This window comes from Bacillus litorisediminis (genome assembly GCF_022808645.1).
Classification (GTDB): domain Bacteria; phylum Bacillota; class Bacilli; order Bacillales; family JC228; genus Bacillus_BF; species Bacillus_BF litorisediminis.
On the sequence record NZ_JAKZKT010000025.1, the window covers coordinates 20,815 to 45,087 of the forward strand.

General features: G+C 37.8%; 26 protein-coding genes and 1 tRNA gene. 9 read left to right on the forward strand and 18 right to left on the reverse strand.

What is annotated here, in order from left to right:
* Positions 1–33 precede the first annotated feature (33 nt).
* Genes MLE14_RS13520 through MLE14_RS13530 form a run of 3 tightly spaced genes read left to right on the forward strand, consistent with a single transcriptional unit; the run spans position 34 to position 3,806 of the window.
* Positions 34–1,590: a spore germination protein gene (locus tag MLE14_RS13520; protein ID WP_243298917.1), complete on the forward strand. Its 1,557-nt coding sequence runs from the start codon at positions 34–36 to the stop codon at positions 1,588–1,590.
* Positions 1,591–1,618: 28 nt separating this feature from the next.
* Complete coding sequence (locus MLE14_RS13525; protein WP_243298918.1) at positions 1,619–2,734, forward strand: GerAB/ArcD/ProY family transporter; 1,116 nt, start codon at positions 1,619–1,621, stop codon at positions 2,732–2,734.
* On the forward strand, positions 2,709–3,806 hold the full coding sequence (locus MLE14_RS13530) for a Ger(x)C family spore germination protein (protein ID WP_243298919.1): 1,098 nt from the start codon (positions 2,709–2,711) through the stop codon (positions 3,804–3,806). Before MLE14_RS13525 ends, MLE14_RS13530 begins: the two co-directional genes overlap by 26 nt.
* Positions 3,807–3,860: 54 nt before the next feature.
* Here the strand turns inward: MLE14_RS13530 and MLE14_RS13535 are convergent, their stop codons facing one another.
* The 7 genes from MLE14_RS13535 to MLE14_RS13565 form a co-directional block, all read right to left on the reverse strand.
* A complete protein-coding gene (locus MLE14_RS13535) occupies positions 3,861–4,403 on the reverse strand; it encodes a hypothetical protein (RefSeq protein WP_243298920.1) in 543 nt (180 codons plus the stop codon).
* 56 nt (positions 4,404–4,459) lie between these two features.
* Positions 4,460–4,936: an SRPBCC family protein gene (locus tag MLE14_RS13540; protein WP_243298921.1), complete on the reverse strand. Its 477-nt coding sequence runs from the start codon at positions 4,934–4,936 to the stop codon at positions 4,460–4,462.
* Positions 4,937–5,272: 336 nt separating this feature from the next.
* The gene (locus MLE14_RS13545; protein ID WP_243298922.1) at positions 5,273–6,217 is read right to left on the reverse strand and encodes a siderophore ABC transporter substrate-binding protein; all 945 of its coding nucleotides are present in this window, start codon (positions 6,215–6,217) and stop codon (positions 5,273–5,275) included.
* Positions 6,218–6,364: 147 nt separating this feature from the next.
* Positions 6,365–6,721, reverse strand: a complete 357-nt coding sequence (locus tag MLE14_RS13550; RefSeq protein WP_243298923.1) for a hypothetical protein — start codon at positions 6,719–6,721, stop codon at positions 6,365–6,367.
* Between the two features lie 112 nt (positions 6,722–6,833).
* Positions 6,834–7,031: a hypothetical protein gene (locus MLE14_RS13555; protein WP_243298924.1), complete on the reverse strand. Its 198-nt coding sequence runs from the start codon at positions 7,029–7,031 to the stop codon at positions 6,834–6,836.
* A gap of 66 nt (positions 7,032–7,097) precedes the next feature.
* Positions 7,098–7,331 (reverse strand): hypothetical protein, encoded by a 234-nt coding sequence (locus MLE14_RS13560; protein WP_243298925.1) that lies wholly within the window; start codon positions 7,329–7,331, stop codon positions 7,098–7,100.
* Positions 7,332–7,434: 103 nt separating this feature from the next.
* A complete protein-coding gene (locus tag MLE14_RS13565; RefSeq protein WP_243298926.1) occupies positions 7,435–8,007 on the reverse strand; it encodes a DUF1836 domain-containing protein in 573 nt (190 codons plus the stop codon).
* Positions 8,008–8,135: 128 nt separating this feature from the next.
* On the opposite strand from MLE14_RS13565, the gene trhA reads away from it, so the two are divergent.
* Positions 8,136–8,783, forward strand: coding sequence for a PAQR family membrane homeostasis protein TrhA (trhA, locus tag MLE14_RS13570; protein WP_243298927.1), 648 nt, complete (start codon positions 8,136–8,138; stop codon positions 8,781–8,783).
* Between the two features lie 44 nt (positions 8,784–8,827).
* Here trhA and manA read toward each other — a convergent pair whose 3' ends face one another.
* A complete protein-coding gene (manA, locus tag MLE14_RS13575; protein ID WP_243298928.1) occupies positions 8,828–9,793 on the reverse strand; it encodes a mannose-6-phosphate isomerase, class I in 966 nt (321 codons plus the stop codon).
* A 156-nt stretch (positions 9,794–9,949) separates the two neighbouring features.
* On the opposite strand from manA, the gene MLE14_RS13580 reads away from it, so the two are divergent.
* Positions 9,950–10,477: a GNAT family N-acetyltransferase gene (locus tag MLE14_RS13580; protein ID WP_243298929.1), complete on the forward strand. Its 528-nt coding sequence runs from the start codon at positions 9,950–9,952 to the stop codon at positions 10,475–10,477.
* Positions 10,478–10,638: 161 nt separating this feature from the next.
* Here MLE14_RS13580 and MLE14_RS13585 read toward each other — a convergent pair whose 3' ends face one another.
* On the reverse strand, positions 10,639–12,585 hold the full coding sequence (locus tag MLE14_RS13585) for a fructose-specific PTS transporter subunit EIIC (protein ID WP_390628857.1): 1,947 nt from the start codon (positions 12,583–12,585) through the stop codon (positions 10,639–10,641).
* A 393-nt stretch (positions 12,586–12,978) separates the two neighbouring features.
* On the opposite strand from MLE14_RS13585, the gene MLE14_RS13590 reads away from it, so the two are divergent.
* Positions 12,979–13,052 (forward strand) — tRNA-Arg (locus tag MLE14_RS13590).
* A 369-nt stretch (positions 13,053–13,421) separates the two neighbouring features.
* On the forward strand, positions 13,422–14,426 hold the full coding sequence (locus MLE14_RS13595) for a DUF3231 family protein (RefSeq protein ID WP_243298931.1): 1,005 nt from the start codon (positions 13,422–13,424) through the stop codon (positions 14,424–14,426).
* Between the two features lie 148 nt (positions 14,427–14,574).
* On the opposite strand, the gene MLE14_RS22750 is transcribed toward MLE14_RS13595, so the two are convergent.
* From MLE14_RS22750 to MLE14_RS13620, 6 genes are all read right to left on the reverse strand, one after another.
* Complete coding sequence (locus tag MLE14_RS22750) at positions 14,575–14,709, reverse strand: S-layer homology domain-containing protein (RefSeq protein ID WP_390628859.1); 135 nt, start codon at positions 14,707–14,709, stop codon at positions 14,575–14,577.
* 189 nt (positions 14,710–14,898) lie between these two features.
* A complete protein-coding gene (locus MLE14_RS13600; protein WP_243298932.1) occupies positions 14,899–15,588 on the reverse strand; it encodes an N-acetylmuramoyl-L-alanine amidase family protein in 690 nt (229 codons plus the stop codon).
* A 419-nt stretch (positions 15,589–16,007) separates the two neighbouring features.
* Entirely contained in the window at positions 16,008–16,307 is a 300-nt protein-coding gene (locus MLE14_RS13605) for a 4a-hydroxytetrahydrobiopterin dehydratase (RefSeq protein WP_243298933.1), read from the reverse strand.
* A gap of 625 nt (positions 16,308–16,932) precedes the next feature.
* Positions 16,933–18,402, reverse strand: coding sequence for a UDP-N-acetylmuramoyl-L-alanyl-D-glutamate--2,6-diaminopimelate ligase (locus MLE14_RS13610; RefSeq protein WP_243298934.1), 1,470 nt, complete (start codon positions 18,400–18,402; stop codon positions 16,933–16,935).
* A 255-nt stretch (positions 18,403–18,657) separates the two neighbouring features.
* Positions 18,658–18,822, reverse strand: a complete 165-nt coding sequence (locus MLE14_RS13615; RefSeq protein WP_243298935.1) for a hypothetical protein — start codon at positions 18,820–18,822, stop codon at positions 18,658–18,660.
* 7 nt (positions 18,823–18,829) lie between these two features.
* Positions 18,830–19,138: a winged helix-turn-helix transcriptional regulator gene (locus MLE14_RS13620; RefSeq protein ID WP_243298936.1), complete on the reverse strand. Its 309-nt coding sequence runs from the start codon at positions 19,136–19,138 to the stop codon at positions 18,830–18,832.
* A 310-nt stretch (positions 19,139–19,448) separates the two neighbouring features.
* Here MLE14_RS13620 and MLE14_RS13625 point away from each other — a divergent pair, with 310 nt between their 5' ends.
* Positions 19,449–20,273 carry an aldo/keto reductase gene (locus tag MLE14_RS13625; RefSeq protein WP_243298937.1) on the forward strand — a complete coding sequence of 275 codons (825 nt, stop codon included), beginning with the start codon at positions 19,449–19,451 and terminating at the stop codon, positions 20,271–20,273.
* 105 nt (positions 20,274–20,378) lie between these two features.
* Here the strand turns inward: MLE14_RS13625 and MLE14_RS13630 are convergent, their stop codons facing one another.
* The 3 genes from MLE14_RS13630 to MLE14_RS13640 all read right to left on the reverse strand — a co-directional run bounded on the left by MLE14_RS13630 (position 20,379) and on the right by MLE14_RS13640 (position 21,601).
* Positions 20,379–21,023, reverse strand: a complete 645-nt coding sequence (locus tag MLE14_RS13630; RefSeq protein ID WP_243298938.1) for an SDR family oxidoreductase — start codon at positions 21,021–21,023, stop codon at positions 20,379–20,381.
* Between the two features lie 185 nt (positions 21,024–21,208).
* Positions 21,209–21,355, reverse strand: a complete 147-nt coding sequence (locus MLE14_RS13635; protein WP_243298939.1) for a hypothetical protein — start codon at positions 21,353–21,355, stop codon at positions 21,209–21,211.
* A gap of 51 nt (positions 21,356–21,406) precedes the next feature.
* Positions 21,407–21,601, reverse strand: coding sequence for a hypothetical protein (locus MLE14_RS13640; RefSeq protein ID WP_243298941.1), 195 nt, complete (start codon positions 21,599–21,601; stop codon positions 21,407–21,409).
* Between the two features lie 660 nt (positions 21,602–22,261).
* Between MLE14_RS13640 and MLE14_RS13645 the strand changes: the two genes are divergently transcribed.
* Positions 22,262–24,244: a WD40 repeat domain-containing protein gene (locus tag MLE14_RS13645; RefSeq protein WP_243298942.1), complete on the forward strand. Its 1,983-nt coding sequence runs from the start codon at positions 22,262–22,264 to the stop codon at positions 24,242–24,244.
* Positions 24,245–24,273: the final 29 nt, after the last annotated feature.

Here is a 24,273-nt window from a genome sequence, read left to right on the forward strand (position 1 = left end):
TATAGGTGAAAATTCCCGATTTGGGGTGGCACAATGAGAGGCTGGTTGAGCTGGTACAAGGATTTAAAGAAGAAGAATAATGACAAAAAACAAAATGGGGACCTTAAGAAGAATGTGTCTCTTGAACAACAGAATTCGCAAAATCAATCACAAAAGCAAGCAAAGTCTGTTTTTGAATTATCAAATGATTATAAAGAAATCATTTATCCAAATAAAGCAACAGGAGAAGAATTTGTCGTTTCATACTATATGTCTTTATCAGAATCTAAAATAATCGAACAATTCATTCTCCCAAAGCTATTAGAGCACGGTTTTGAAAAACTAGAGGATCTTCCTACTATCCTCTCCATTCCAGGAATTGAAATCTCTGATTTTTCCTGCCGAGAAGAACATCTTTTAAGAGGGTCTGTTGAAATCAGAATACGCGGGGATGAAAAGAAAGCTGCCTATTTACAAGCTAATAAAAATATAGGAAGGAACATCGCTGCACCTGAGGTTGAATTCAGTGTAATTGGACCAAAAGAAGCATTTGTAGAATCTTACGTTCAAAATATCAACCTTTTAAGGAAAAGGCTTCCAATCAAAGAGCTAGTTATAATTGAAAAAACAATAGGTTATTATTCAAAAACAAAGGTAGGCGTGGCCTATATTAAAGGCCTAGCCAATGAAGAAAACGTAAATACTGTTATTCAGAGGCTGGATAACATGGAATATGATAATATTCCTGACAGCAGCTTTATTGAACAAATTATAACGGATCAACATAATTCACCTTTTCCATTAGCACTAGATACAGAAAGGCCAGACCGTGCCGCATCTGTGTTAACAGAAGGAAAAATCGTCATCATTTCTGATGGCTCTCCGCATGTGCTGATTGCACCGACGACATTAATTGAGTTTTTTAGTTCGTTCGATGATTATTTAACCAATTGGATGCTGGCATCTTTTTTCCGGGTTATCCGGTTGTTCTCGGTTGCCTTCTCCATTTTTATTACACCAATATATGTTGCGGCTCTCACCTATCACTATGAATTAATACCTGGTGATTTAATGGGGACACTTGTGGCTTCGAGACAGGTTGTTCCATTGCCGCCCTTTTTTGAGGCGCTCTTTCTTGAACTAGTTATTGAGCTCCTAAGAGAGGCAGGAGCACGACTGCCAACAAAAGTTGGTCAGACAATTGGGATCGTTGGCGGGATCGTTATTGGAACAGCGTCCGTTGAAGCTGGTTTGACGAGTAATGTATTGCTGATTCTGATCGCTCTTGCGGCTTTAGCATCGTTCACAACCCCTGTCTATAAAATCGGTAATGCAATTCGTGTTCTGCGCTTTCCTTTTCTCTTGTTTGCAGAACTATGGGGAATATTAGGGATTGTATATTGTTTCGCGTGGCTGATGGCTTACACTCTTAATCTAACTTCACTAGGCCGTCCTTTTTTAGAACCGCTCTTTCCGCCTAGATTAACTGATTTTCGAGATGCTATTTTTCGTCTTCCTTTTAGAAGACAAACCCGAAGACCCATGTTTACTCGCACAAAGCAACCAAACAAAATTATCCCTAAGGATCTAAAAAAGGATATTGACGAATAATCTGTGCAGCAAGATTGGAGGGATCAAAATGAATCCGACAACTATACCAGAGACAAGAAAGGTATCCTATTATCTCATCTATTTTCTTATCATTTCGATGCAAATCGGTATCGGTGTATTAGGATTCCAAAGAATTGTTGCGGAGCCGGCTGGCCACGACGCATGGATCTCAGTCCTTGTATCAGGCCTTAGCATTCATATCGTTTTATTCCTCCAATTTAAAATTTTAGAAAACGGGGGCGGAGATATTGTACAAGCCCATCGGCTTGCATTTGGCAAGTGGATTGGGAATATATTCAGCTTTCTGTTTGCTCTTTATTTTACTATGTTGGCTGTTACCGTTCTGCGAACCTACTTAGAAGTCGTTCAGGTTTGGATGTTTGCGGAATTGGATTTATTTTGGATAACCCTCGCTGTTTTGCTTCTTGTTTATTATATTGTTTCAAGTGGATTTCGAACAATTACGGGAGTTGCTTTTTTCGGAACAGTCTTACCCTCTTATCTTGTTTTTACATTTGCTTTTATTTTTCCTTTTTCCGACTTTAAAAATTTGCTGCCTATCTTTGATACAACCATAAAAAATTTAGCTCAGTCCGCTCTAAATATGTCATTAACGTATATTGGGTACGAGACCTTACTTATGTTCTATCCATTTATCAAAGACCCAAAGAAAGCAAAAAAATGGGCTCATCTTGGAGTATTGACTGTCACGATTTTTTATACCATTGTTACGGCTCTTACCTTTACCTTTTTTAGTAAAAATCAATTAAAGGAAACCGTTTGGGCCACACTCTCCATCTGGAAAATTGCTGAATTGCCCTTTATTGAAAGAATTGAGTATATCGGAATCGGAAACTGGATATTAATCATACTTCCTAACATTTGTATTGCCCTTTGGTGCGGAAGCCGGATTATTAGACAGGTTACACATCTTCGACAGAGAAGAAGTTTATTTATTCTTTCCGCATTAGTACTGGCCGCCGTTTCTTATATAGATAAGAGAGAACATATTAATAATCTAAATGACTGGATGGGGAAGGCCGGTTTTTTTCTGAACTATGTATATGTCCCAATTTTGCTTGTTATCTTACTGATCATGCGAAAGGTGAGATCGAAAAATGATCCGAACAAACAGCAAAACTAGACTGTTTCTTTGCCTTCTCGTTTCACTTATTTTAGTATCTGGCTGTGTAGAAGAAGAAGTTATCGATGAAATCAATATTGTAACCGGATTAGGGTATGATCTTACAGAAAACGGCAAGATTAAAGGGACCGCCCTTTATCCATCCTATAAGCCAGAAGGGACAGTAGAAAATGTAACTATTTCCGCTACCAATGATATTGCACGAAAAGTAATTATAGAAATGCAGCGCAAATCCCCTAATCCATTAGTGTTCGGCAGCCTTGAAATCGTTATATTCAGCAAAGATTTTTCAAAGGAAAAGGGTGTATTTAGAATTGTTGACTCTCTTCAGCGAGACCCGAGTGTTGGGGCACGCTTATTTTTAGTTGTCAGTGATGGAAGTGCCGGGGAAATTTTGAGTGAACAGTTAGGTGGAGAAGGAACGGGAGAATATCTGTCTAGCCTGATTAGACATAATATCGAAACTCGAGATCTTCCTCAAACAAATTTACATTTATTTGCATATTTATACCACCAACAAGGGCGTGATCCTTATTTGCCTATGTTGAAAAGAATCGGTGAAAAAGATATTGCCATTAGCGGTGTCGCTGTATTTAAAGGCGATAAAATTATTTATGAAGTTCCAGAAGACAAAATGCTATTTTTTAAACTGCTAGTTGACAGATACAGCCAAGGGTCGTTATCAGGCAGAGACAAGGATGAGAAACAGGAGTCGACATTAAAAATTGTGGACTCACATACCAAATATATTATTGAGAAAAACAACGAGAGGGTTAATAAAATCCGCATTCAAATAAAAATTGAAGCGATCGTTCAAGAATATACAGGAAAAAGACTAACAGGAAAAGAAATAGAACAAATTGAAACAGATTTTTCGAACGACATCAAAGAAGGATGTGAAGAATTGCTTAGAACCTTTCAAGAATTAAAAGTGGATCCAGTTGGAATTGGAGCAGAGGTTAGACATGATATATATAAATTTGATCAAGAAGAATGGGAAGCCCGTTATCCTAATCTTGAAATAACAGTGGAGCCAGACGTTACAATTTCTGAATCAGGTGTCGTGGAATAATCAAATACGAGGTTGTCTGTGAAGGTCTTCCTCCACCCGGCAACCTCGGCTTTTTTAGTGCTGTTTATTTTTCTTTAGCCAATCCTGCAGATCTTCTTTTAACTCTGAGGGCAGTTCAGTTGTAGTAACTCTGTGAAAAAGGTTAAATATCGGCTTTTGATGATAAATCCGCAAACGATTTTCTTCATGCCCAGACCAGGTCCATGACTTTAAATTTGTCACTGGTATATTAACTCCATAAATTAAAATGCCCTTTTCCCTAACTTCCAAGACATTAGAAAACATCGTATAGGATGCTAGCGAAACACCCACCATAATGAGCCCAAAGGCGACTAACTCCCAGCTTCCCGTTGAAATCAGAAGATAGAAAATCGTGTAAATCGAAATGGGAGTATAAAAATAAAGGAACACTTGTCCTATTTTATATTGAAAAGAATCTGTACTTCTGATTTGTTTGATTCCTTTTCCAGCACGGGCACCCTTTGGGAAAATTTTAACCCCAAGCTTCTTCCGCTGAAAAGGATGAATAATTAAAACCATATTCCAGATGACAATCACTGCTAAAATCAGTGTGATAATCAATTGCAATCCATACATGCAACAAACCTCCAGCCTCTGTATGTTCCCTATTATACACGAGATTAAAGGCGATATCAGTTTTTTTCATGGGAATGGAGCTGAGCTATAAATCCCTGGCCAGTTTCCAGATACGATTTTAAGCTCTTAAGCGATAGAGCCCAATTTTGTTTATGCCACTCCATAACCCGAAGCCATTCGGAACCCTCCCCCCATCCGCTATGTGAGACAATAATCGTCGTTTGATTCGAAAGTTCTTTTAAACATACTGCCACAACAGTTGTTGAGGCCTCTCCAATAAGGCCGGCTATTTCGGGAATTTTCCACTGAAAGACAAGACGGTGGGTTGGCTGAATCGATAATATTTTGCAATTTTGTTCAGACCTGTCCCTTTCCTGTTCAGGGTCATAGCTTACATCATATTTTCCGCCTTCTTCAGCTACTATTACAGCTTTAGGAACAAACCATTTCATGACTTCTTCACTGATTGTCCAAGCCTGCCAGACAATATCTTTACTTGCTTCAACGATTATATGCTCTTTAAGAATTCGCACAATTCGAAAACCTCCTATATGATAGGATAATTTTACCATAGTTTTAGTATTTAAATGTACTGAATATCTTCTATTTTTCAATTTTTTGAATAATAGATAAACTCAAAAATTCGCTATAGAAAACTTGGCTATCGCCAAGCCTTTATGGCGCAGGCGATTGCCTGGTTACACTTATCACGATCAAATCGCCACTTCCTAATGTATCGCTAGACTTGGCCATCCTGACCGTTGTGTATTCCTAAAAATTTTAACTGCGTCGAATTTAACTTCTATGCTAAAATTTTATACTTAAAGTGCATGAAAAAAAGCATGGAATTCTCCATGCTTTGCGAAGACTTATTGTATAGCTTCTTCTATTTGCTTTGTCATTTCCGCAACAGAAACGAGGCCACCGCCAGAAAGGTACCAATAATCCGGGTCTAAGTAGATAATATGATTATTTTGGTATGCTTTAGTCATTTTGACGAGTTCATTTTCAACTACTTGCTTAGCGGAGGATTCCCCGCCGACAACAGCACCACGATCGATTACAAAGAGATAGTCAGGATCTTTCTCTACAATATATTCAAACGAAATGCTTTGACCATGTGTTGAAGACTCAATACTTTCATCTACAGGTGTAATCCCAAATACATCATGTATTAAACCAAATCTTGAACCTTGTCCGTAAGCACTTACTTTCCCATCATTGGCCAAAATAATAAGGGCATTTCCTCCCATTGCTGCTGCCTTTTCATTTAAAACTTGAATAGACTTATCGATTTCAGCTAATTTTTCTTCTGCAACATCTTCTTTACCAAAGATTTCTGCAAGTAAATTGACATTTTCTTTAAAAGAATCCATATAGTTTTGTGTATCAATTTCCAGATAAATTGTTGGAGCAATTTCACTTAACTGTTCGTATAAAGCGGATTGTCTACCCGAAATGATAATAAGGTCAGGTGCAATTTCATCTATTTTTTCAAAATCAGGTTCCTTTAAGCTACCTACGTTCTCATATTGATCATCTTCATATTTGGACAGGTAAGCTGGGATATTTTCTTTTGGAATCCCTGTGACTTCTACCTCAAATGTGTCTAATGTATCTAAAACACCAAAATCAAATACGACTACTTTTTCAGGATTTTTAGGAACAACCGTTTCCCCTAATTTATGTGCAACCGTAATTTCTTCTTTACTTTCTGTCTCAGAACCTGAAGTTGAGCTCGCATCAGAATTACATCCTGCTAAAACAAAAGCAAGGAAGATTGCCAGCAAAATGAAAATTGATTTTTTCCTCAATCTCGTCACCCTCTATAATTATTATTTTATGTAATTTATTGATAATCATTATCAATGATAATATTAAATGATAATGATTATCACTGTCAATACATTTTTAAATTATAAAAAAAAAGCCCACCTGCTAAGATGGGCTTACAATCAAAATTAAAACTGGTTTCTATTTTCATTTTGATTTTGATTTTGTGTTAGATTCTGGTTTAAACTTTTATTTGGGTTTTGATTTCCCAAAACCTCTGGCATAAATTCTTTTGCCATTTCAGCTATTGCCGCATTGTTTCCTCTGTTACCAGCATAGTTTCTGGTACGCTGCATCAAATTTTGAATTGGCTCTCTTACATTCCTATTTCGGCTGGCAACAACTCCAAGTGCCGTACCGAGGCCTAATAAAGAAATAAGAGTCCAACCCCTTCTATTGTTTCTTCGTCTTTGGAACCGATTGATCAGCTGTGGGGCTTGTCTTCCAAATCTCATTATTTGACGCATCCACCTTGCATTGTTCATCTTTATACCCCCCATTTATTAACGAAAGGTGAAAATTGTCCACCTCTCACTATAATAGGATGTTTCGAACAGGAGGATTTCATAACAGAAAGAAATGCCAGTTAACGATTAGTTAAGAATTGTTAAACACTTGGGAAATTTCTTTTTCTGCAAAATGTTCATTTACTTTTTCTAATTCTTTATGCTCATTGACTGAATCTCCGGCATAGCGGTCTACTGTATTATATGGATGAGCTGAATCCAGGTCAGTTCGAATTCCGTACTCTTCAACTTCTTTATAAGTTAAATTGTTATTTTTTTCTTTTTTCATTTTTGCATCACCTCACATATAGGGTCTGCCTATCAGTGAATTTTCATGCTGCGTTATCTGAAAAAATTAGTCGTCATCCCCAGTTATCCTTATTGCCGGCGTATTATTATAGATATAGGTCGGCGGGAAATCTTGCTCTGGATGCTCATCATTTCGGTAAAAAGACTCCTGTATTTTCCTATTTGTTACATTGGCATCATTGATTTGGCTTTTAGTACCTTCATGCAGCTGTGTATCCTCCAGAATCTCATTTATTCTTATGTTAGCTTCTGTAGCATCTTGATCGATTCTTTTATTCATCGTAAACCTCCAGAACTTTAAAGTGTATATCTTCACCTTTATTATTCAAATTAAAGTTGAAAAATATGATGAATTCTGGAGTTATCTGCAATGCCCACTCATACTACTTTGATATTTTAATTTGGTCGACCAGCTTTTCGGCCGCCCTTCTATAAAAGTTGCTCAAATTTACGAAGGATGCGATCAGCAAAAACTGTTTTAAGTAATCGGAATCGGAATCGCCGAGACTTTCCACTTCTTTAACGACTTCATGGAGTGAATCTTCTACACTCGATTCAAACCGCTTGCTATTCTGCTTCGTTAAATAAAGGTAACTATTGTAAACTTTGGCTAGATCAAAATTTTCATGAACAATTTTGTGATTCATTAACTCGAGGGTTGTTTTAATATCGTTAATTGAAAGAGCCCCTTTTAATTGATAGATCAAGCTAATCAGGAGAATATGCTCCCTGGAATATTTTTTATTCTTAATAGGAAAAAATAACTTTCCTTTTGCATAATTGTTGATCATCGTCTTTGTTAACACCTTTTCATCTTCGTTTCTTTTTGAAGATTCAAAATGAGTTTCAAACAGTTGAATGACCTGATCCATATATAAATCAATGGTAGGGATATCGTCTGCTGCAATATGATTATCCAGATGTAAATCTTTAATTATTTTCTTCATATTTTCCATGACTAAACCTCTTTTATACTATTTTTTCCATTATACGGCATGTTTCATTGCACGTAAAGCTTGACCACATGTTGTAATGGGTATATGATAGTATGTAGTAATTAAAACTACATGATTGGGGTGTATAAATGAATGCTTACATTCGGGAACCGATCAATGGCCTAACCCATTTATTCGGTGCCATCTTGTCTTTTATTGGTTTACTGGCCATGGTGATTAAAGTGTCTGTCACTTCTGCTGCTCCCCTTTCGCTTGCAGCAGTCATTATTTTTGGCATTAGTATGATTCTTTTGTATTCAGCTTCTGCAACTTACCATATGGTAGTAGCAAGGGAACATGTGATTGCATTTCTAAGAAGAATTGACCACTCGATGATTTACGTTCTCATCGCGGGAACTTATACACCCTTTTGTTTAATTAGCATGAATGGTGTAACTGGCTGGATATTGTTTATTATTATTAACTCTCTAGCTTTAATGGGTATGCTTTATAAGCTAATATGGTTTCAAATGCCCAGATGGGTATCTACGGTTTTATATATTTTAATGGGATGGCTGGTCGTTTTCTTTGTTTCGCCCTTGTCAGAGGTGTTGACAGCAAACGGGATGATGCTGCTTATTAGCGGCGGGGTCTTTTATACCATTGGCGGTGTTATATATGGAGCTAAACCAAAATTCTTGGAATTTAAACACTTAGGCTTCCATGAGATTTTTCATATTTTTATTCTGTTAGGAAGCTTGTGTCACTTCCTCTGCGTGTTTTTCTATGTATTATAAAGGTTAAAAAGCGGATTACAAATCAGGTAATCCGCTTTTTATTTTTATTTTTTTGATACCCAGGACACGATAAACTCTGCTTCTCCTGAAAGATCATACTGGCTAATTCCAAATGGTAAGATAAAATGGCTCCCCTTTTCAATCGGAATTGTTTTTCCATCAACTGTGATTTCTCCGCTTCCTTGAATGACACTGACCTGTAAAAAGTCCTGCTCTAATGGAAAAGAGGTTTTGCCTTGAAGCGTCCAATGATCCACCGTAAAGTATTTCTCTTTCACTAGCGTTTTCTTCGTAATTCCTTCTAGAACTTCTTCTTTTTGTTCGGTTACTGCGGGCTGGTGCGGAACTGTTGTCACCTCTTTAGCTTTATCCAAATGCAATTCCCGTTTCTGCCCTTTTGCATCAGTCCGGTCGTAATCATAGACGCGATATGTAATATCAGAGCTCTGCTGTGTTTCTAAAATTACAATACCTTTGCCAATCGCATGAATGGTTCCGCTTGGAACATAAATAAAGTCTCCGGCTTTTACATGCTCATATTTTAATAATTGGTCCCATTTACCGTTATCCATCATTTGCTCGAGTTCCTCACGGGACCCGGCGTTGTGGCCTAATACTAATTTGGCCTCAGGTTCGGCACTTAAGACATACCAGCATTCCGTTTTTCCATAAGGCTGTCCTTCAACCTCACGGGCATACTGATCATCAGGATGAACCTGAACAGAGAGGTCATCGTTTGCATCTAATATTTTCACAAGGAGCGGATATTCTTCTTCATTGCCCTCGTCCTTGTTAAATAATTCTCCATGCTGTTCCCAAGCATCTTTTAATGTTTTTCCTGAAAGAGGACCATTTGTAATTTCACTGGGTCCATTCGGGTGAGCTGAAATAACCCAAGCCTCCCCTGTTTGTTCGTAGGGGATGTCATAATGAAATTGCGTTTTTAATTTTTGTCCTCCCCAAATTCGCTCCTGAAACACAGGTTTTAAAAATATTGGTTCTTTATACATGAACTAACCTCCATATACATAAAAAAATCTTAGACTTTTCCTAGTCATCATTTTGCCCTACATAAATTGTACCATCATTGATTTTTCTAACCAAAAAAATACTTCAGGTTAGGTTACAATAAAAATACTTCAAATATAGTAAAGTGGGTGCTAACCATGGAAACGATCCCTTTATATATGCTGCATGATTTACATAGGATTCCAGTCTTCCCCCTTCCGAAAGGGTTTCATTATCGATTTTTATGCGAGCCGGATGACGACTTGAATTGGGCTAGAATTGTTACAGCAACAGGTGAATTCAATAACGAGCAAGCTGCCTTAAATCGTTTTAATCAAGAATTTAGACCCTATTATAATGAAGCACAAAAAAGAATTTTATTTTTGGAAACTGCAGCTGGACAAAGTATCGGAACCGCAACTGCATGGTTTGGCGATTGGAATAATGAAAAATTGGGGCGACTTCATTGGATTGAAATCATCCCGGAATATCAGGGCCAAAAACTCGGAAAGCCATTAATTACCGAAGCCATGCATATACTTGCACGCTATCATCATAAGGCCTATTTAAAAACACAGACCTCGAGTTTAGCTGCGATTCATCTCTATAAAAAATTAGGCTGGGAACCTGCGATTGTAAGTAAAGAAGATCAAGCTGCATGGAACCATTTGAACAGACTGATGTAAAAAAGAGAGCAGGGCGCTCTCTTTTTTATACTTTAAGAAAGTATAAGTGCAACTAGGCAAGTGCCTAAAGGCTTGGCGCTAGCCAAGTTTTCTTTATACTTTAAGAAAGTATAAGTGCAACTAGGCAAGTGCCTAAAGGCTTGGCGCTAGCCAAGTTTTCTTTACTGAATTGTATCTAACAGCTGATATGCTTCCTCTTTGGTGGTTACATGTAATAACTGCTCTCTAAATTGGTCATCCATGAGACGGCGGGAAAGCATCTGGAGAATTTTCAAGTGTGCGTCTCCTGCACTTTCCTCAGGAACAGCTATCATAAAGATCAGCTTGGCATCGGTTCCGTCTAAGCTCTTCCAATCAACACCATCCCGCTTAATGCCAAAGACAACAGCAGGGCGTTTTACAGCCGCTGATTTACCATGCGGAATCGCAATATTCATCCCGATTCCAGTTGAGCTTTGCTTTTCCCGGGCAAGAATCGCTTCTTTAAACTTCTCCGTAGAGCTAATGATGTTTTCATTCGCTAATTTCTGAATCATTTCATCGATTATTTCTTCCTGCGATGTACCTTCTAAGTTCGGTTCAATTAAGTTTAGGTTGGTAATGTCGGTTAATTTATGAATTTCTCCATTAGGTGCTGCCTGCTCGGTTTGTTCTGTTGCAAGACTGGTATTCTCTGGTTTAGATTCCTTATCATCGATATATACATCTTCTTTATAGACATCCTTTTTCAGCAAGTTCACCAGAAGGGCGGTGACAATCGCACCAATAATGGCTGCAACAAAGAACATAAGCACATTATCTACTGCCCCTAGAACCGCAACGATAGGTCCGCCATGGGCTACACGGTCCCCAACATCAAAAAGCATTGCAATCACGGAACCTACCATTGAACCAACCATAATACTCGGTATAACACGAAGAGGATCTTGTGCGGCAAACGGTATTGCTCCCTCTGTAATTCCGAATAATCCCATTGTAAAAGAAGCCTTCCCCGCTTCTCTTTCAGCAGGAAGATATTTTCTTCTGCTTAAAAATGTTGCAAGGCCCATTCCGATTGGAGGAATACAGATTGCTACTGCGATTGGTCCCATGATTTCATAGTTTCCTTCAGCAATCATAGCTGCTCCAAATAAAAAGGCAACTTTGTTAAATGGTCCGCCCATATCAACCGCAATCATGGCACCTAAAATCATCGCCAATACAATCTCACTTGCTCCTTGCATGCCGGCTAACCAGTTGGTTAACGCTTCAAACACACCAGCTACTGGTGCTCCAATCAAGAAAATAAATACTGACCCGACAATCAATGTGGATATGATTGGAATAAAAATAATCGGCATTACACTTTGAACAGCTCTTGGCACATTGATTTTTTTAATGGCCAGGGTAACATAACCAGCTAAAAATCCAGCGATAATTCCGCCGATAAAGCCTGCACCCGCTTCACTTCCATAAAAGCTTCCATTAGCTGCGATAAACCCGCCAATCATACCAGGCGCAAGTCCAGGACGGTCTGCGATACTGTAGGAGATAAATCCAGCAAGAATCGGTACCATAAACGAGAAGGAAGCAGCACCAATTCTTTCGATACTCTTCCAGGCAGAATCTTCCGGTATCACGATTCCGCCAGGGGTCTGTTCACCGCCGATAGCCAGTGCTATTGCAATTAATAATCCCCCAACGACAATGAATGGAATCATATAAGATACTCCATTCATTAAATGTTTATAAATCTGGTTTTCGTCTTTTACTTTAGTTTTGGATGCATCGGTTGTTTTTTCTCCTGCTTTATAAACAGGAACCTCCCCGCTTGTCGCTTTTTGAATCAATTCTTTTGGCCGGCGAATCCCGTCTTGCACCCCGGTTACAAGCAGTTTTTTCCCGACAAAGCGTTCCTTGGACACTTCCTTATCGCTTGCAATAATAATAGCTTCCGCTTCCTCAATATCTCTTGCAGTCAGCTCATTCTCAACTCCGATGGAACCTTGGGTTTCGACTTTTATATCAATACCCAACTCTTGTGCTGCTTTTTGCAAATTTTCTGCTGCCATATACGTATGAGCAATTCCAACCGGACATGCAGTTACTGCCAATACTTTCTTTCCCATCATGCTTCACCTCATTCTATGATGTAATCGTCGCTCTCTCCTTAATATATCCAGCTTGTCCGCTGATTAATTTTTACGTTGAGATAAACTTAGATAATATGTAGGGAGAAAGAACAAATATTATATTAGCAAAACTTTATGAGAAATTGTCACCTAATCTTTTTTACACAGTATTCTGTAAAATAAGGCATACTTATTGATAAAGCTGCGCTAAATCATTATAATGATAAAGGCATACTGGTTCGTTACTTAAGAATCGTGTCCCAGTAGCTCAGCAAAGCGTAAACATCCTTGTGTTACATCCATGTAGCTTTGTTCCGACGCATCCACCTCCTCGAATGATCTCGCAGAGGAAGGAACAGGATTTTCACTTTAAAACTTTAATGAGAACGTGTCCCAGTAGCTCAGCAGGATAGAGCGACAGCCTCCTAAGCTGTAGGTCGTGAGTTCGAATCTCGCCTGGGACGTAGCAGAATAAAGCCGGCAATCTCTTTTGTATCAAGGGATTGGCGGCTTTTTTTAGATGCATATGTCCTCATTTTAAGTCAAATAATTGAAATGGAGTCGGTTTGGGGTCGAAAGTGGATTTTCGTCATGTTCTCATTGCTGGAATTATTAGTATGAACCCAAACCAGTCTGATTAAGCGACTCCCACCATGTCAAGTTGAACAACGCATAATTAGACAGTGTGATTAACATAGAAAAAACCTTGTAAAATAAGATTCTTCACCTTGTTAAAAACCTCCTTTTCCAATCAATAAAGTCACCAGGACAGCATTTATTCTCCATAATAGTTGCATCTCCTATAGAACATAATATTTGTAGAGGTGATTGTATTGGAAAAGGAAAATATTAAACTGACTTCTTCTGAAATAGGAACATTGTGGGGTCAATATGTAAACGGAACAATGACAGATGTGGTCAATAGGTACATGCTATCCATCATTGAGGACAAGTCTATAAAATCTATTTTTGAAAAAGCCATTCAAACTTTTGAAAGACAAAAGAAGCAAATAGTAACATTTATTGAGAACGATGGTTTTCCAGTTCCAATTGGATTCACTGATACAGATTTCAATAAAGGTACTAAACGATTATTTACTGACATATTTTGTCTAAATTACTTGCACGTTATGACTTTACATGGATTATTAGGTCACATAACCTCGTTAGGAGTCTCTGTTAGGAAAGATTTACGTGATTTTTACGATTCTTGCGATAATGACGGTAAAGAGATGTATCATAGCACTATAGAATTGTTACTAGAGAAAGGTAGCTTTCAAAGAGATCCCTTTTTTTATCCATCCGCAAACCCAGAGTATATTTCTAGTGAAGATTTTGTTGACGGTTATTTTGGAAAAGGTAGACGTTTATCTGCAACAGAGGTCATTAGTATATCCTTCAACCTTAAGAAAAGTATTATGGCTAAAACTCTTTCAATAGCATTTAGTCAGGTTGCAAATTCAAGAGAAGTAAGAAAATTTTTTACAGATTCAGAAAAAACGGCAGACAAACAAATACAAGCATTCTCAAAAATTATGCATGCAGATAATTTACCTGTTCCCCGATCATGGGAGACTGAAATTACTACATCAACCGATTCTCCTTTTTCCGACAGGTTAATGTTGTATCATATTGGATTCTTGTTTCAAGCAGCACAAGCTTACCATGGATCTGGTTTAGCAGCGGCTATGAGAACTGACCTAGTAACCACTTATGAAGGGATTATCCTAAAAAATTTGATGGTAACAAAGAAGTGGTTTGATCTAATGGTCAAGAATAAATGGTTAGAACAGCCCCCTCTTGCTCCTAACAGAAAGGAACTTGCAAAGGAAATATAATTAACAATACCCATCCCTCCTTACGATGGGTATTGTTTTTTTATAAATCCTAATATAAATACTAATTATTATTTTTTGCTTATTGAAGTTTTAGATTCTAAAAAAAAATTTATGCACAAAGTCATTGTTTATTTTGTAAAATCCAATCTTAAACATCTAATTCATCCAGTACTTTTGCTATTTGAGCCCGTGTAACAGATTCATTGGGTCTCATCATTCCATCTGGATCATCGCAACCATAGCACCTGTTTGTTAGATTTTTCGCAGTGTTTCCTCTGTTCAATGCCCTGTAATATCATCTTTTTTAGATACAGGTTCCCTGTTGACTCACAGACCTATTGTTGCAGCCTTTAGATTTACATTGATCTCAAAATATAAAGATAAAAAGCCCCTCTTTCAAAATGAGAAGGGCTTTCTGTGCTGTTGCAGAAGCAAAATAAAGGATTTCCTATTTTTTAAATCGATGCTGACATTATTTCACACGAAGAACTTGTCCTACATAAATCGTATAATTATCGTCCAGATTGTTCCATTCCTTAATTTGATCGATTGTGCTTCCATAGGTTCTGCTTAGTGAATATACGGTATCTCCCTCAACAACGGTGTGATACACATAAGTCGTTTTCTTTGGAATATTAAAGGCTCTAGCCAAGCCATTTACATGGCCGCGTGCAATTCTTTCAATATAGGATGATTGTTTTAATTTATTGGCATCAGTAGCATTGTCAATGAATCCGTTCTCTGTTAAAAGGGCTGGCATATAGGTTTCTCGTAAAACATGGAAATTCGCTTCTTTTTTCCCTCTATTATAAAAATCAACTTGTTTTAAAATCTCTTCATGAATTATATCCTGATACGCTGTAGTCGGTGCTCCTACATTCGGGTAAATAAAACTTTCAAATCCCGTGCCTCCGCCTGCATTAATATGAATAGAAAGATAATAATCAGCCCCCCATGAATTGGCTGCATCTGTTCTCTGTGTCAAACTAACCGTTTGGTCCCCGGTACGACTCATTAAAATGGATATATTGTTGTATTCGGCTGCTAAGATATCTCGTACTCTTGTAGCGATTTGCAAGGTAAGGTTTTTCTCTTGGAGGCCATTTCCTACTGCACCGGTATCAGAACCGCCATGTCCCGGATCAATAAATATCTTTACCACCTAGTATCACCTCTGCTTTTTACTATTATTTTTATGCCAATTCTTAAAAATGGCTTGTACGAAAGCATGAGGTTCTACTAATATCGCTCCTTTTTTTAAAAAAATAATATAAATGTGTAATAATAACCGCTTCTACGATAGAATTTTTTCGGGATGGTCCTTTTTATCAACTGGTTTTATTTTTTATCAGCGAATTTGAACTGTTTATCATCAAATTTTAATCTATTATCAACGGATTTGCAGTTGTTATCTGCGAATTTGCACAATTTATCAACAAATGTATCTTATATCAACGAATTCTTGCTGTTTTTCAACGAATATTTATCCGATATCAACGATTATGCAGCGCTTATCAACAAATCTGCGCCTTGAAGCTATATAATTCCTTTGAACCCCGTTCCCGGAGCCCACCTGCGCATCTAATCCTTTTTTACTTTCATATATAATTCATCATACTTTTGTGCTAATTCAAAGTCTAAGTCCGTCAACCCTTTTGCGTGCCAAGAAGTAATTTTTACAGTAATTAATTTGTAATCAATCGAGATGAAAGGATGGTGATTGGCTTCTTCCGACAAGTTGGCGATCTGCTGGACGAATTCAATTCCGTTCAAATAGTCTTTAAAACGATACTTCCTTTCAATCCATTTTTCATCGGTCAGCTTCCAATTTGGATTCTCAGCCAATCTTGCTTCGATTGCGGATTGACTTAGCTTTTCCATGAGCCTCTTCCCCCTTTAAACGGCGATTTCCCCTCTATTTTACCACTTTATTACTGCTTATTTTAAATAACTCAACTTTAGGATATCTGGGATCGGCTGCTCCATTGAACGTTCCATCTGCTTTTTGCTTTTCTGAGCGGATTTACTTTCCGCTTCGTCTGAAAATAAGTCCAACTTGGATTGTTGGAGTTGAAAACTAACCAATTTTCATTGATTTGCTGGTACTTCAGTGCGGCATGGGGGCTGTTCCGATGAAAAACAGTATACCAGTCCTGAAGTGGATCTTGGTTCCGTTAAACGTGCAAAATCAATTTTAAATGCAGATAAATAAGGCAAATAGCGGAACCTGACCTCCAAACGAGGATTTTATCATAAATAACAAGGATTCATAATGTAATCAAGGCGGATCCTCATTCCGCTATTTAAATGAAAAACCGTTTATCAAAGGCCGAAGCGGATCCTCGTTCCGTTAAAGCTGCAAAATCAATCAAAAATGCAGGTAAAAAAGGCAAATAGCGGAATCAGAGTCCGCTAACTATTGAAAAATGCCCGTTTTACCGCAAATAGCGGAACCAGGGTCCGGGTGCACTCCTGCCCCAGTCATAAAAGGAAAAGGACAACTCAATTATTGAATCGCCCTTTGGGTTTTTTCTTGAAGATATAAGACGGTTTCTTTATCAGATTTAGTTGGCAGTGCGAAAGATTGCTTGTAGGTTTCAGGGCCTTTCCCAGTGATGATAATCCAGTCATCTTTTTTTCCCATTTTTATGGCTGTTTTAATCGCGATTGTTCGGTCTGGAATAACTAAGTCCTTGTTCTCAGCGTAGTCACGATGAAGAGTATGAAGGGTTGCGATCATTTCATCCGAAGCTTCCGAATTCAAATCGTCCATCGTCAAAATTGAAATATCGCTCATTCCCGACGAAACTTTAACCATTTCGTCTCTTTTGCTTTTATCTCGTCCGCCGCGAAAGCCAAAAATATGGAAAATTCTCTTTGCGCCACATTGCTTGGCTGTTTGAAGCGCATAAAAAATAGCATCCGCTGTATGGGCGTAATCAATCACCATAGTTGGGCCATCTTCGTCTTTATAAATTTCAAATCTTCCCGGTACTCCCGAAAAATGCTGCAGTACCGGAAGAATATCTTCCCGTTTAATTGACATTCTTCTCGCAACTGCATAAGCAATGGCCGCATTATATAAGTTATGAAGACCCGGTAGCGGGATTTCTACATTGACGTGTTCATCGTTTTCTAATAGGGTTATCGAAGAGCTTGAAGCTGAATGATAGTCGTAAATTTGTAAATCAGTGTAAGCAGCCGTCCCAATTAAATAAGTACTTACCCTTTTCTCTAGCAGATTTTTGTACAATCGCTCTCCCCATTCATTATCTCCATTAATAATCGCAAGACCCGAATGCTTTAATTTATCAAAAAGCATGGATTTTGCACGAAAATACTCTTCCATGGTTTCATGAAAATCAAGATGTTCGTGGTATAGGTTCGTGAAAATGCAGTAATCAAATTGAATTCCTTCGAGGCGGTATTGAGCTAAACCGTGTGAAGACACTTCTACTATAACGACCTGGTCAGTGCTTTTAGCAAGCAATGAGTTCAACTCAACTGTTCCTGGTGTCGTATTGCTAGACTCAATCGCTTCTCCATTGATTAAATATTGTATCGTTCCAATTACTGAACAGGAAATTCCATTTTCCTCCAATATCTGTCTCAACAGATAACTGGTTGTCGTTTTCCCGTTCGTCCCCGTAATCCCAATCATAATTTTTTGGCTGCTGGGGTCCTTGTAAAATAACTTAGCGACCGTACCTAATACTTTGCGGCTATTATTTACTTGGATATATGGAATTGCGAAAGAATCTATTTTTTTCTCGCCTATAATCGCTGAAGCTCCCTTCTGGACTGCTTCCTCGATATATTCGTGTCCATCAGAGCTGTAGCCTTTTATAGCTATAAATAGATATCCTTTTTTTATATCCTTAGAATTATCGGTTATACCGGTTATCTCTAAATCGTGAATGTTGGATAAAGAAATAATGTCGTTGCCTAATTCAGCTATAAGATTGTAAAGAAACATACATTTTTACTCCTTAATTTCATCTCTGCTGTCACCTCTTACATAGAGTAAAAATATTAATGATTGGCGGAATTAAAAATCTTGCAGACAAACATTAATAATATTATCTTTATCTTCCCGTTTTATATGCGCAGTAAACATTGGAACATAACCAAGCTTTCATCTATTCATTTTTGATATATGTAATAGGCACAAATATAAAAAAGAGCATCTTTCGAAACAAAAAAGACGCTCTTATTATCAGACTAATCCACATCAAAAATACCCATATTCAAATGGCAGCTGCAGCACTCCATCTATTACTTGGCCCAAGGCATTTAGATCAAGACTTCCGAAATAAATTCGAATTAGTTCATGTCCATCATCGATCCTCTTATAACCATAGCCTAATAATTGATCCAAGGGCTGTTTAATAAACACTGTTTTGTTATTTATCTCCCCATTCTGCGCCCCACTTCTTCATTTCTTTTAAGACCTTGTGAAAGGCTATTCCTTTTTCTGTCAGTTCATATTCAACAGTAACGGGTACAGTTGGAAATACCGTCCGGGTAACGATGTTGTTTTTTTCTAAATGCTTTAAAGTAGTAGTTAATGCATTAGGACTTATGCCATTAATGGCCCTTAGGAGCTCGTTAAAACGTCTTTTGTCTACATATAATTCTTTCAAAACCAAAAAAGACCATTTATTTCCTATTATATTTAAAGCTTTTTCAATGGTACAAGGAATAGCTTCCATTAGGTAACACTCTCCTTATATGGTTACAAATAGTAAGTTAATTAAATAAAAATAACTATATTAAAATTAAATCACTACTTCAAATAATAAATTAATACCTATAAAATGACAATGTAAACGGGCTCTGCATAATCTTAGGAAAATGGTAAATAAGAGGGGTGCGTTTGTGAAACCTTAATTCTGAGGGAGGCTGTATCGTAAAAACTTTCGGTTGTGATTATCCGTCTAAACTTATTCTTGGAAAAATGTATTGATTTTTGATAATGTAAAGAACCGTAATATAAAATAAATTGAAAAGGAGACATGAAAAATGAACTTTGTGACACTAAACAACGGTTTGAAAATGCCACAGCTGGGCTTTGGCGTTTGGCAAGTTCCTAATGAGCAGGCAGCTGAAGCTGTTGCCAACGCACTGGAAGCAGGCTACAGATCGATCGACACAGCGATGATCTATAAAAATGAAGAAGGCGTTGGTAAAGCTATTAAGGAATCCGGTATTCCTCGTGAAGAGTTATTTATCACGACTAAAGTCTGGAACAGCGACCAAGGATATGACAATACATTGCGAGCATTTGAGGCTAGTCTAGAAAGATTAGGTCTTGATTATTTAGACTTATATTTGATTCATTGGCCAACTCCTGAATTTGATACATATGTGGAAACATATAAAGCGTTAGAAAAGCTTTATCATGATGGACGTGTGAAAGCAATCGGCGTTTGTAACTTTGAAATTGAACATTTGGAACGGATTTTAAAAGAATGTGAAATCACTCCTGTATTAAACCAGATCGAGTGCCATCCTTACCTGGCTCAAAATGAGTTAAAAGAATACTGCGCTAAACACAATATTTTTGTAGAAGCGTGGAGTCCTCTTGAACAGGGTGGCGAAGTGCTGAAAGATGAAGTAGTTCGAAATATTGCAGAGTCACATGGGAAAACGCCTGCGCAAGTAGTACTTCGCTGGCATTTGCAAAATAATACAATCGTAATACCTAAATCTGTTACGCCATCAAGAATCAAAGAAAACATTGATGTATTTGATTTTGAATTAACAAAAGATGAAGTTGAAAAAATCAATGAACTCAATCGTAACAGACGCAAAGGCCCTCATCCAAACGAGATGCACACCCGTTAAGTCTGGCATTCGTAAAAACAAAGAACTGTAGATACGTATTGTCTACAGTTCTTTTGGTTTTCTATTTTTAAAGTACGTTGACCTATGTTTTTGAAGAATAGGCATTTACAGGTGCTTAATTGCTTCTGTAATAGGGGTTTCGCCTGACACAAGATCAAATGATTTATTAAATGCATTCTCTGCATTAATAACTGCCAGGATTGTTTTAGCCACATCCTCTCTCGGAATGAATCCTCCTTCAAGGTTTTCTGCTGCTCTAACCTTGCCAGTACCGGGTTCATTCAGAAGTCCGCCTGGGCGGATGATTGTGTAAATTAAATTACTTTGAATGAGCATTCTATCTGCATAGTGTTTAGCAACATAATATGGCTTGATCTTCTGATTCCAGTTATTGCGGTTGTGAGCCTGAATGGCACTGACCATAATAAATCGTTTTACACCTGCTTTTTCAGCCGCTTCCATCATTTTTACAGCTCCATCAAGATCAATGAGCAATGTTTTATCATAGCCCGTCTGCCCGCCTGAGCCTGCTGTGAAGACAACAACATCACAGCCTTTAGCAGCTTCTTCAAGCTGCTCCACGGTTCCTTCAAGGTTACCTAATATCGCTTCAACACCGAAGTGTTCAAACTGCTTTACCTGCTCTTCAGTTCGCACTAACGTTCTAACATTGTACTCACCGCTTTCTTTCAAAAGCCTCACCAGTTGTTTTCCAATTTGCCCGTTTGCTCCGACAACTAACACCTTCAAAGTGAAAACCCCTTTCTAAAAACTTATTTGCTATTATTTCATAGGACGTTTTCTATTGCAATTTAGTCTTAACCATTGAGGATGTAAGCGTCTATCCATTGCGTAAAGCATCCGCAAATCTTCTTATACCTTCGTGAATATTATTCTCATTTTCTCTGGCAAATGTAAAACGAACACATCCCTTGTTAGAACCCATCGTCGACCCAGATACATAAATAACCCCTCTTTTGTTTGCCAGGAGGAAAGGTACCATCAGCAATTCCTTTTTCAATAAATTCAGCAAGTTGTTTATAAATAGCCTTTTTCGCTTGTCGATCAGGTTTCCAGTCCATCTATTTACATTTCTTACTATAATTATTAATTTACTTCAGATATCACAATGGTTATGCAAGTATTATGATAACAACCCCTAATGCAATTATAGCCACTAATATAAAAACAACATAAATTAGAGTTAAATTTGTTGTGTTTCTTTTTGCAGAACCGCTATAGTTAGAATCGGCTTTCCCAGCGACCAATAGTGTTGAAACAAGAGAAAACAATCCGATAATAATAACTAAGATCATTAATATCTTCATGATACACCCCGCAAAAATTATATTCGTCCAGATTAGATTTACTATATCTCTTTGTAATGCGATGAATTTGAGGCTATCCCAAATAAACTTATTATAGAGGAGAATATATTATTTAGCAACATCCACTTTTCCGTGTTTTTAACCATCCAATCTTTTTAACTTCCGCTCCTCTTATTTCAAAAATGATGTTCTTTGTCATTACTTTTGAATTAGGTCTATATACCTTATTTGCTTACAGACCAATTTAGGTCCTTGAGGTTTCTTTAGTCCTACCTTAACAATAAAAATGAAAGGCGGTGGTGATTAATAGAGTTGACCTGAGGGAAAATAAAAGAATTGAAAAGATTTTTGGATGAAGGGAATTTACGCTTACATTTTCATTTGTACTTTTGTTTTACCTCTTACATCCTCGCATATCCGGCATCATCTGCATATTGTCGCAAACGGCAAGTACTATAGTAAGCCCAGTAGTCTCGGTTCACCAATTTTACACATGATGTCTTCACACCTGCCTTTTTCCATCGAGATATAGCTTAATATGCAAGGCTGTTTCTATAGTTGTGGACCTCTGCGAAGCAGCCTCCTTTACTTCCACATGGGATTGCTGAATTCAATAGAATTTTACTGTAGCATCTATAAATGATTTGGAAGGTGAAAAAATTGAAAAAAGTCTCTAATTTTCTTATTTTGATTATCTTGTTCACAGCTTGTATTAGCGTGACAAAAGATAATCTTGTCGAAGCTGAAGAAGGCAATGTGCAAGAAATAGGAACGGCACTTAATGCTGTATCCATACCTGCTGCCGGATATGGAAAAGGTCCAAACGGAGAAGACTGGGTCTATGCCGTTGCCAATGGGTCTCCTGCAGTTTTCAATATCTTAGACGCCAAAACTGGTGAACGTGTTAATAGTTTTCCGCTTGAGGGAGCAAGCGGTGCCTGGGGTGTTACGGTAGACCCAGAAGGAAATGTATATGTAGGAACTTATTCGAATGCATCCCTTTACAGATATGTACCTGGCGCAGATCATATTGAAAATCTGGGGAAACCAATTCCAGGCGAATCCTATATATGGCGTATAAAATCAGATGAAGAAGGACGTATTTATGGCGGAACCTTCCCAAGCGGAAAAGTATTCCAATTTTATCCAAACACTGACGGGTTTCGTGATTATGGACAAATCGTTGAAGGACAGCAATACGCTAGAAGCATTGATATTTATAAGGACAAGGCTTATGTCGGATTAGGTACAAATGGTGCCAATCTAGTAGAGTTAGATCTCGTAACAGGCGAAAGAACGGAGATTGAATTACCTGAACAATATGCCAGCGCGACCAATGTTTATGACATTAATATCATTCGAAATAAAATGTTTGCACGAGTGACAGGAGGTTCTACAGGAAATACCATCCTTGTCTATGACTTAAAAACGATGGAAATAATCGATGAAATTGCAGGTGCAAATGGATTAGACGTATCATATCCAGGTTCCGGTAATTTGGTTTATTTCATAAAGAACGAAGAGTTGTATTCCTATGATTTGAATTCGTTAACGTTAACACCAACTGGGTTTGACAATTTATTTTCAGCAAGGGGATTTGGCTGGATTGAGATGAATAGCAATGATTTTCCTGGCAAAACATTAGTCAGCATTGCTTGGGACGGGAAAATACGCCTATATAATCCAATCACAGCCAATTATCAAACCATACAAGGACAAGTAAGCGGGCAGCCCGTCGCTATTCAATCCCTTACACAGGGGCCAAATGGAAATATTTTTATTGGCGGCTATTTATCAGGCGGACTGGCAGAGTATAATTATTCGGCTAACCAATTAACTGAATACAAAGGTATTGGACAAATAGAAGGAATGGTCACACATCAAAACCGTTTATATATGGGTGTATATCCTGGCGGATTTATTTATTCCTATGACCCAAGTCAAACCTACGAATTTGGAAAGAATCCGGTTGAACATTTCAGCCTAAGACCCGAGGGGCAAGATCGGCCATTTGCGCTAGTTTCAACAGGGGAAAAAATTGCAATCGGAACGGTTCCTGATTACGGAAAACTTGGAGGAGCACTAACCATATTTGACCCTGAATTAAATGATTACACGGTTTATCAAAATATTGTACAAAATCAAAGTGTCGTTTCCCTAGCTTATAAGGATGGGCTGGTATATGGAGGTACATCAGTCTGGGGCGGTCTCGGAATTGCTCCAACCGAACAAGAAGCGAAACTATTTATCTTTGATATGGAAAACGAAGAAAAACTTTTAGAAACTGTACCTGTTCCCGGAGAAAAAGCCATTACAGCTTTAACCTTTGATGAGGAAGGATTTTTATGGGGTCTGACCTCAGGAATCTTGTTTAAATACGATACGGTAACAAACCAAATTATCCAAACAGTGGAGCTGTATTCCAGGGACTGGGTTTCTACTGGTCATTTATGGAGAGAAGGATTCTTAACGTTTGATGAGGATGGGTACCTATATGGTTCAACACGCGGAAAATTGTTTAGAGTAAATCCAGATACGTTAGAGCATGAAACATTAGTAGAAAACGCAAATCTATTTGCAGAAGATGCAGCCGGAAACTTCTATTTTGCTAGAGGACATAAGCTTTATCAGTATTTGAGATAGGTTAAAACTTAGGGTCCAGATAAATTTCC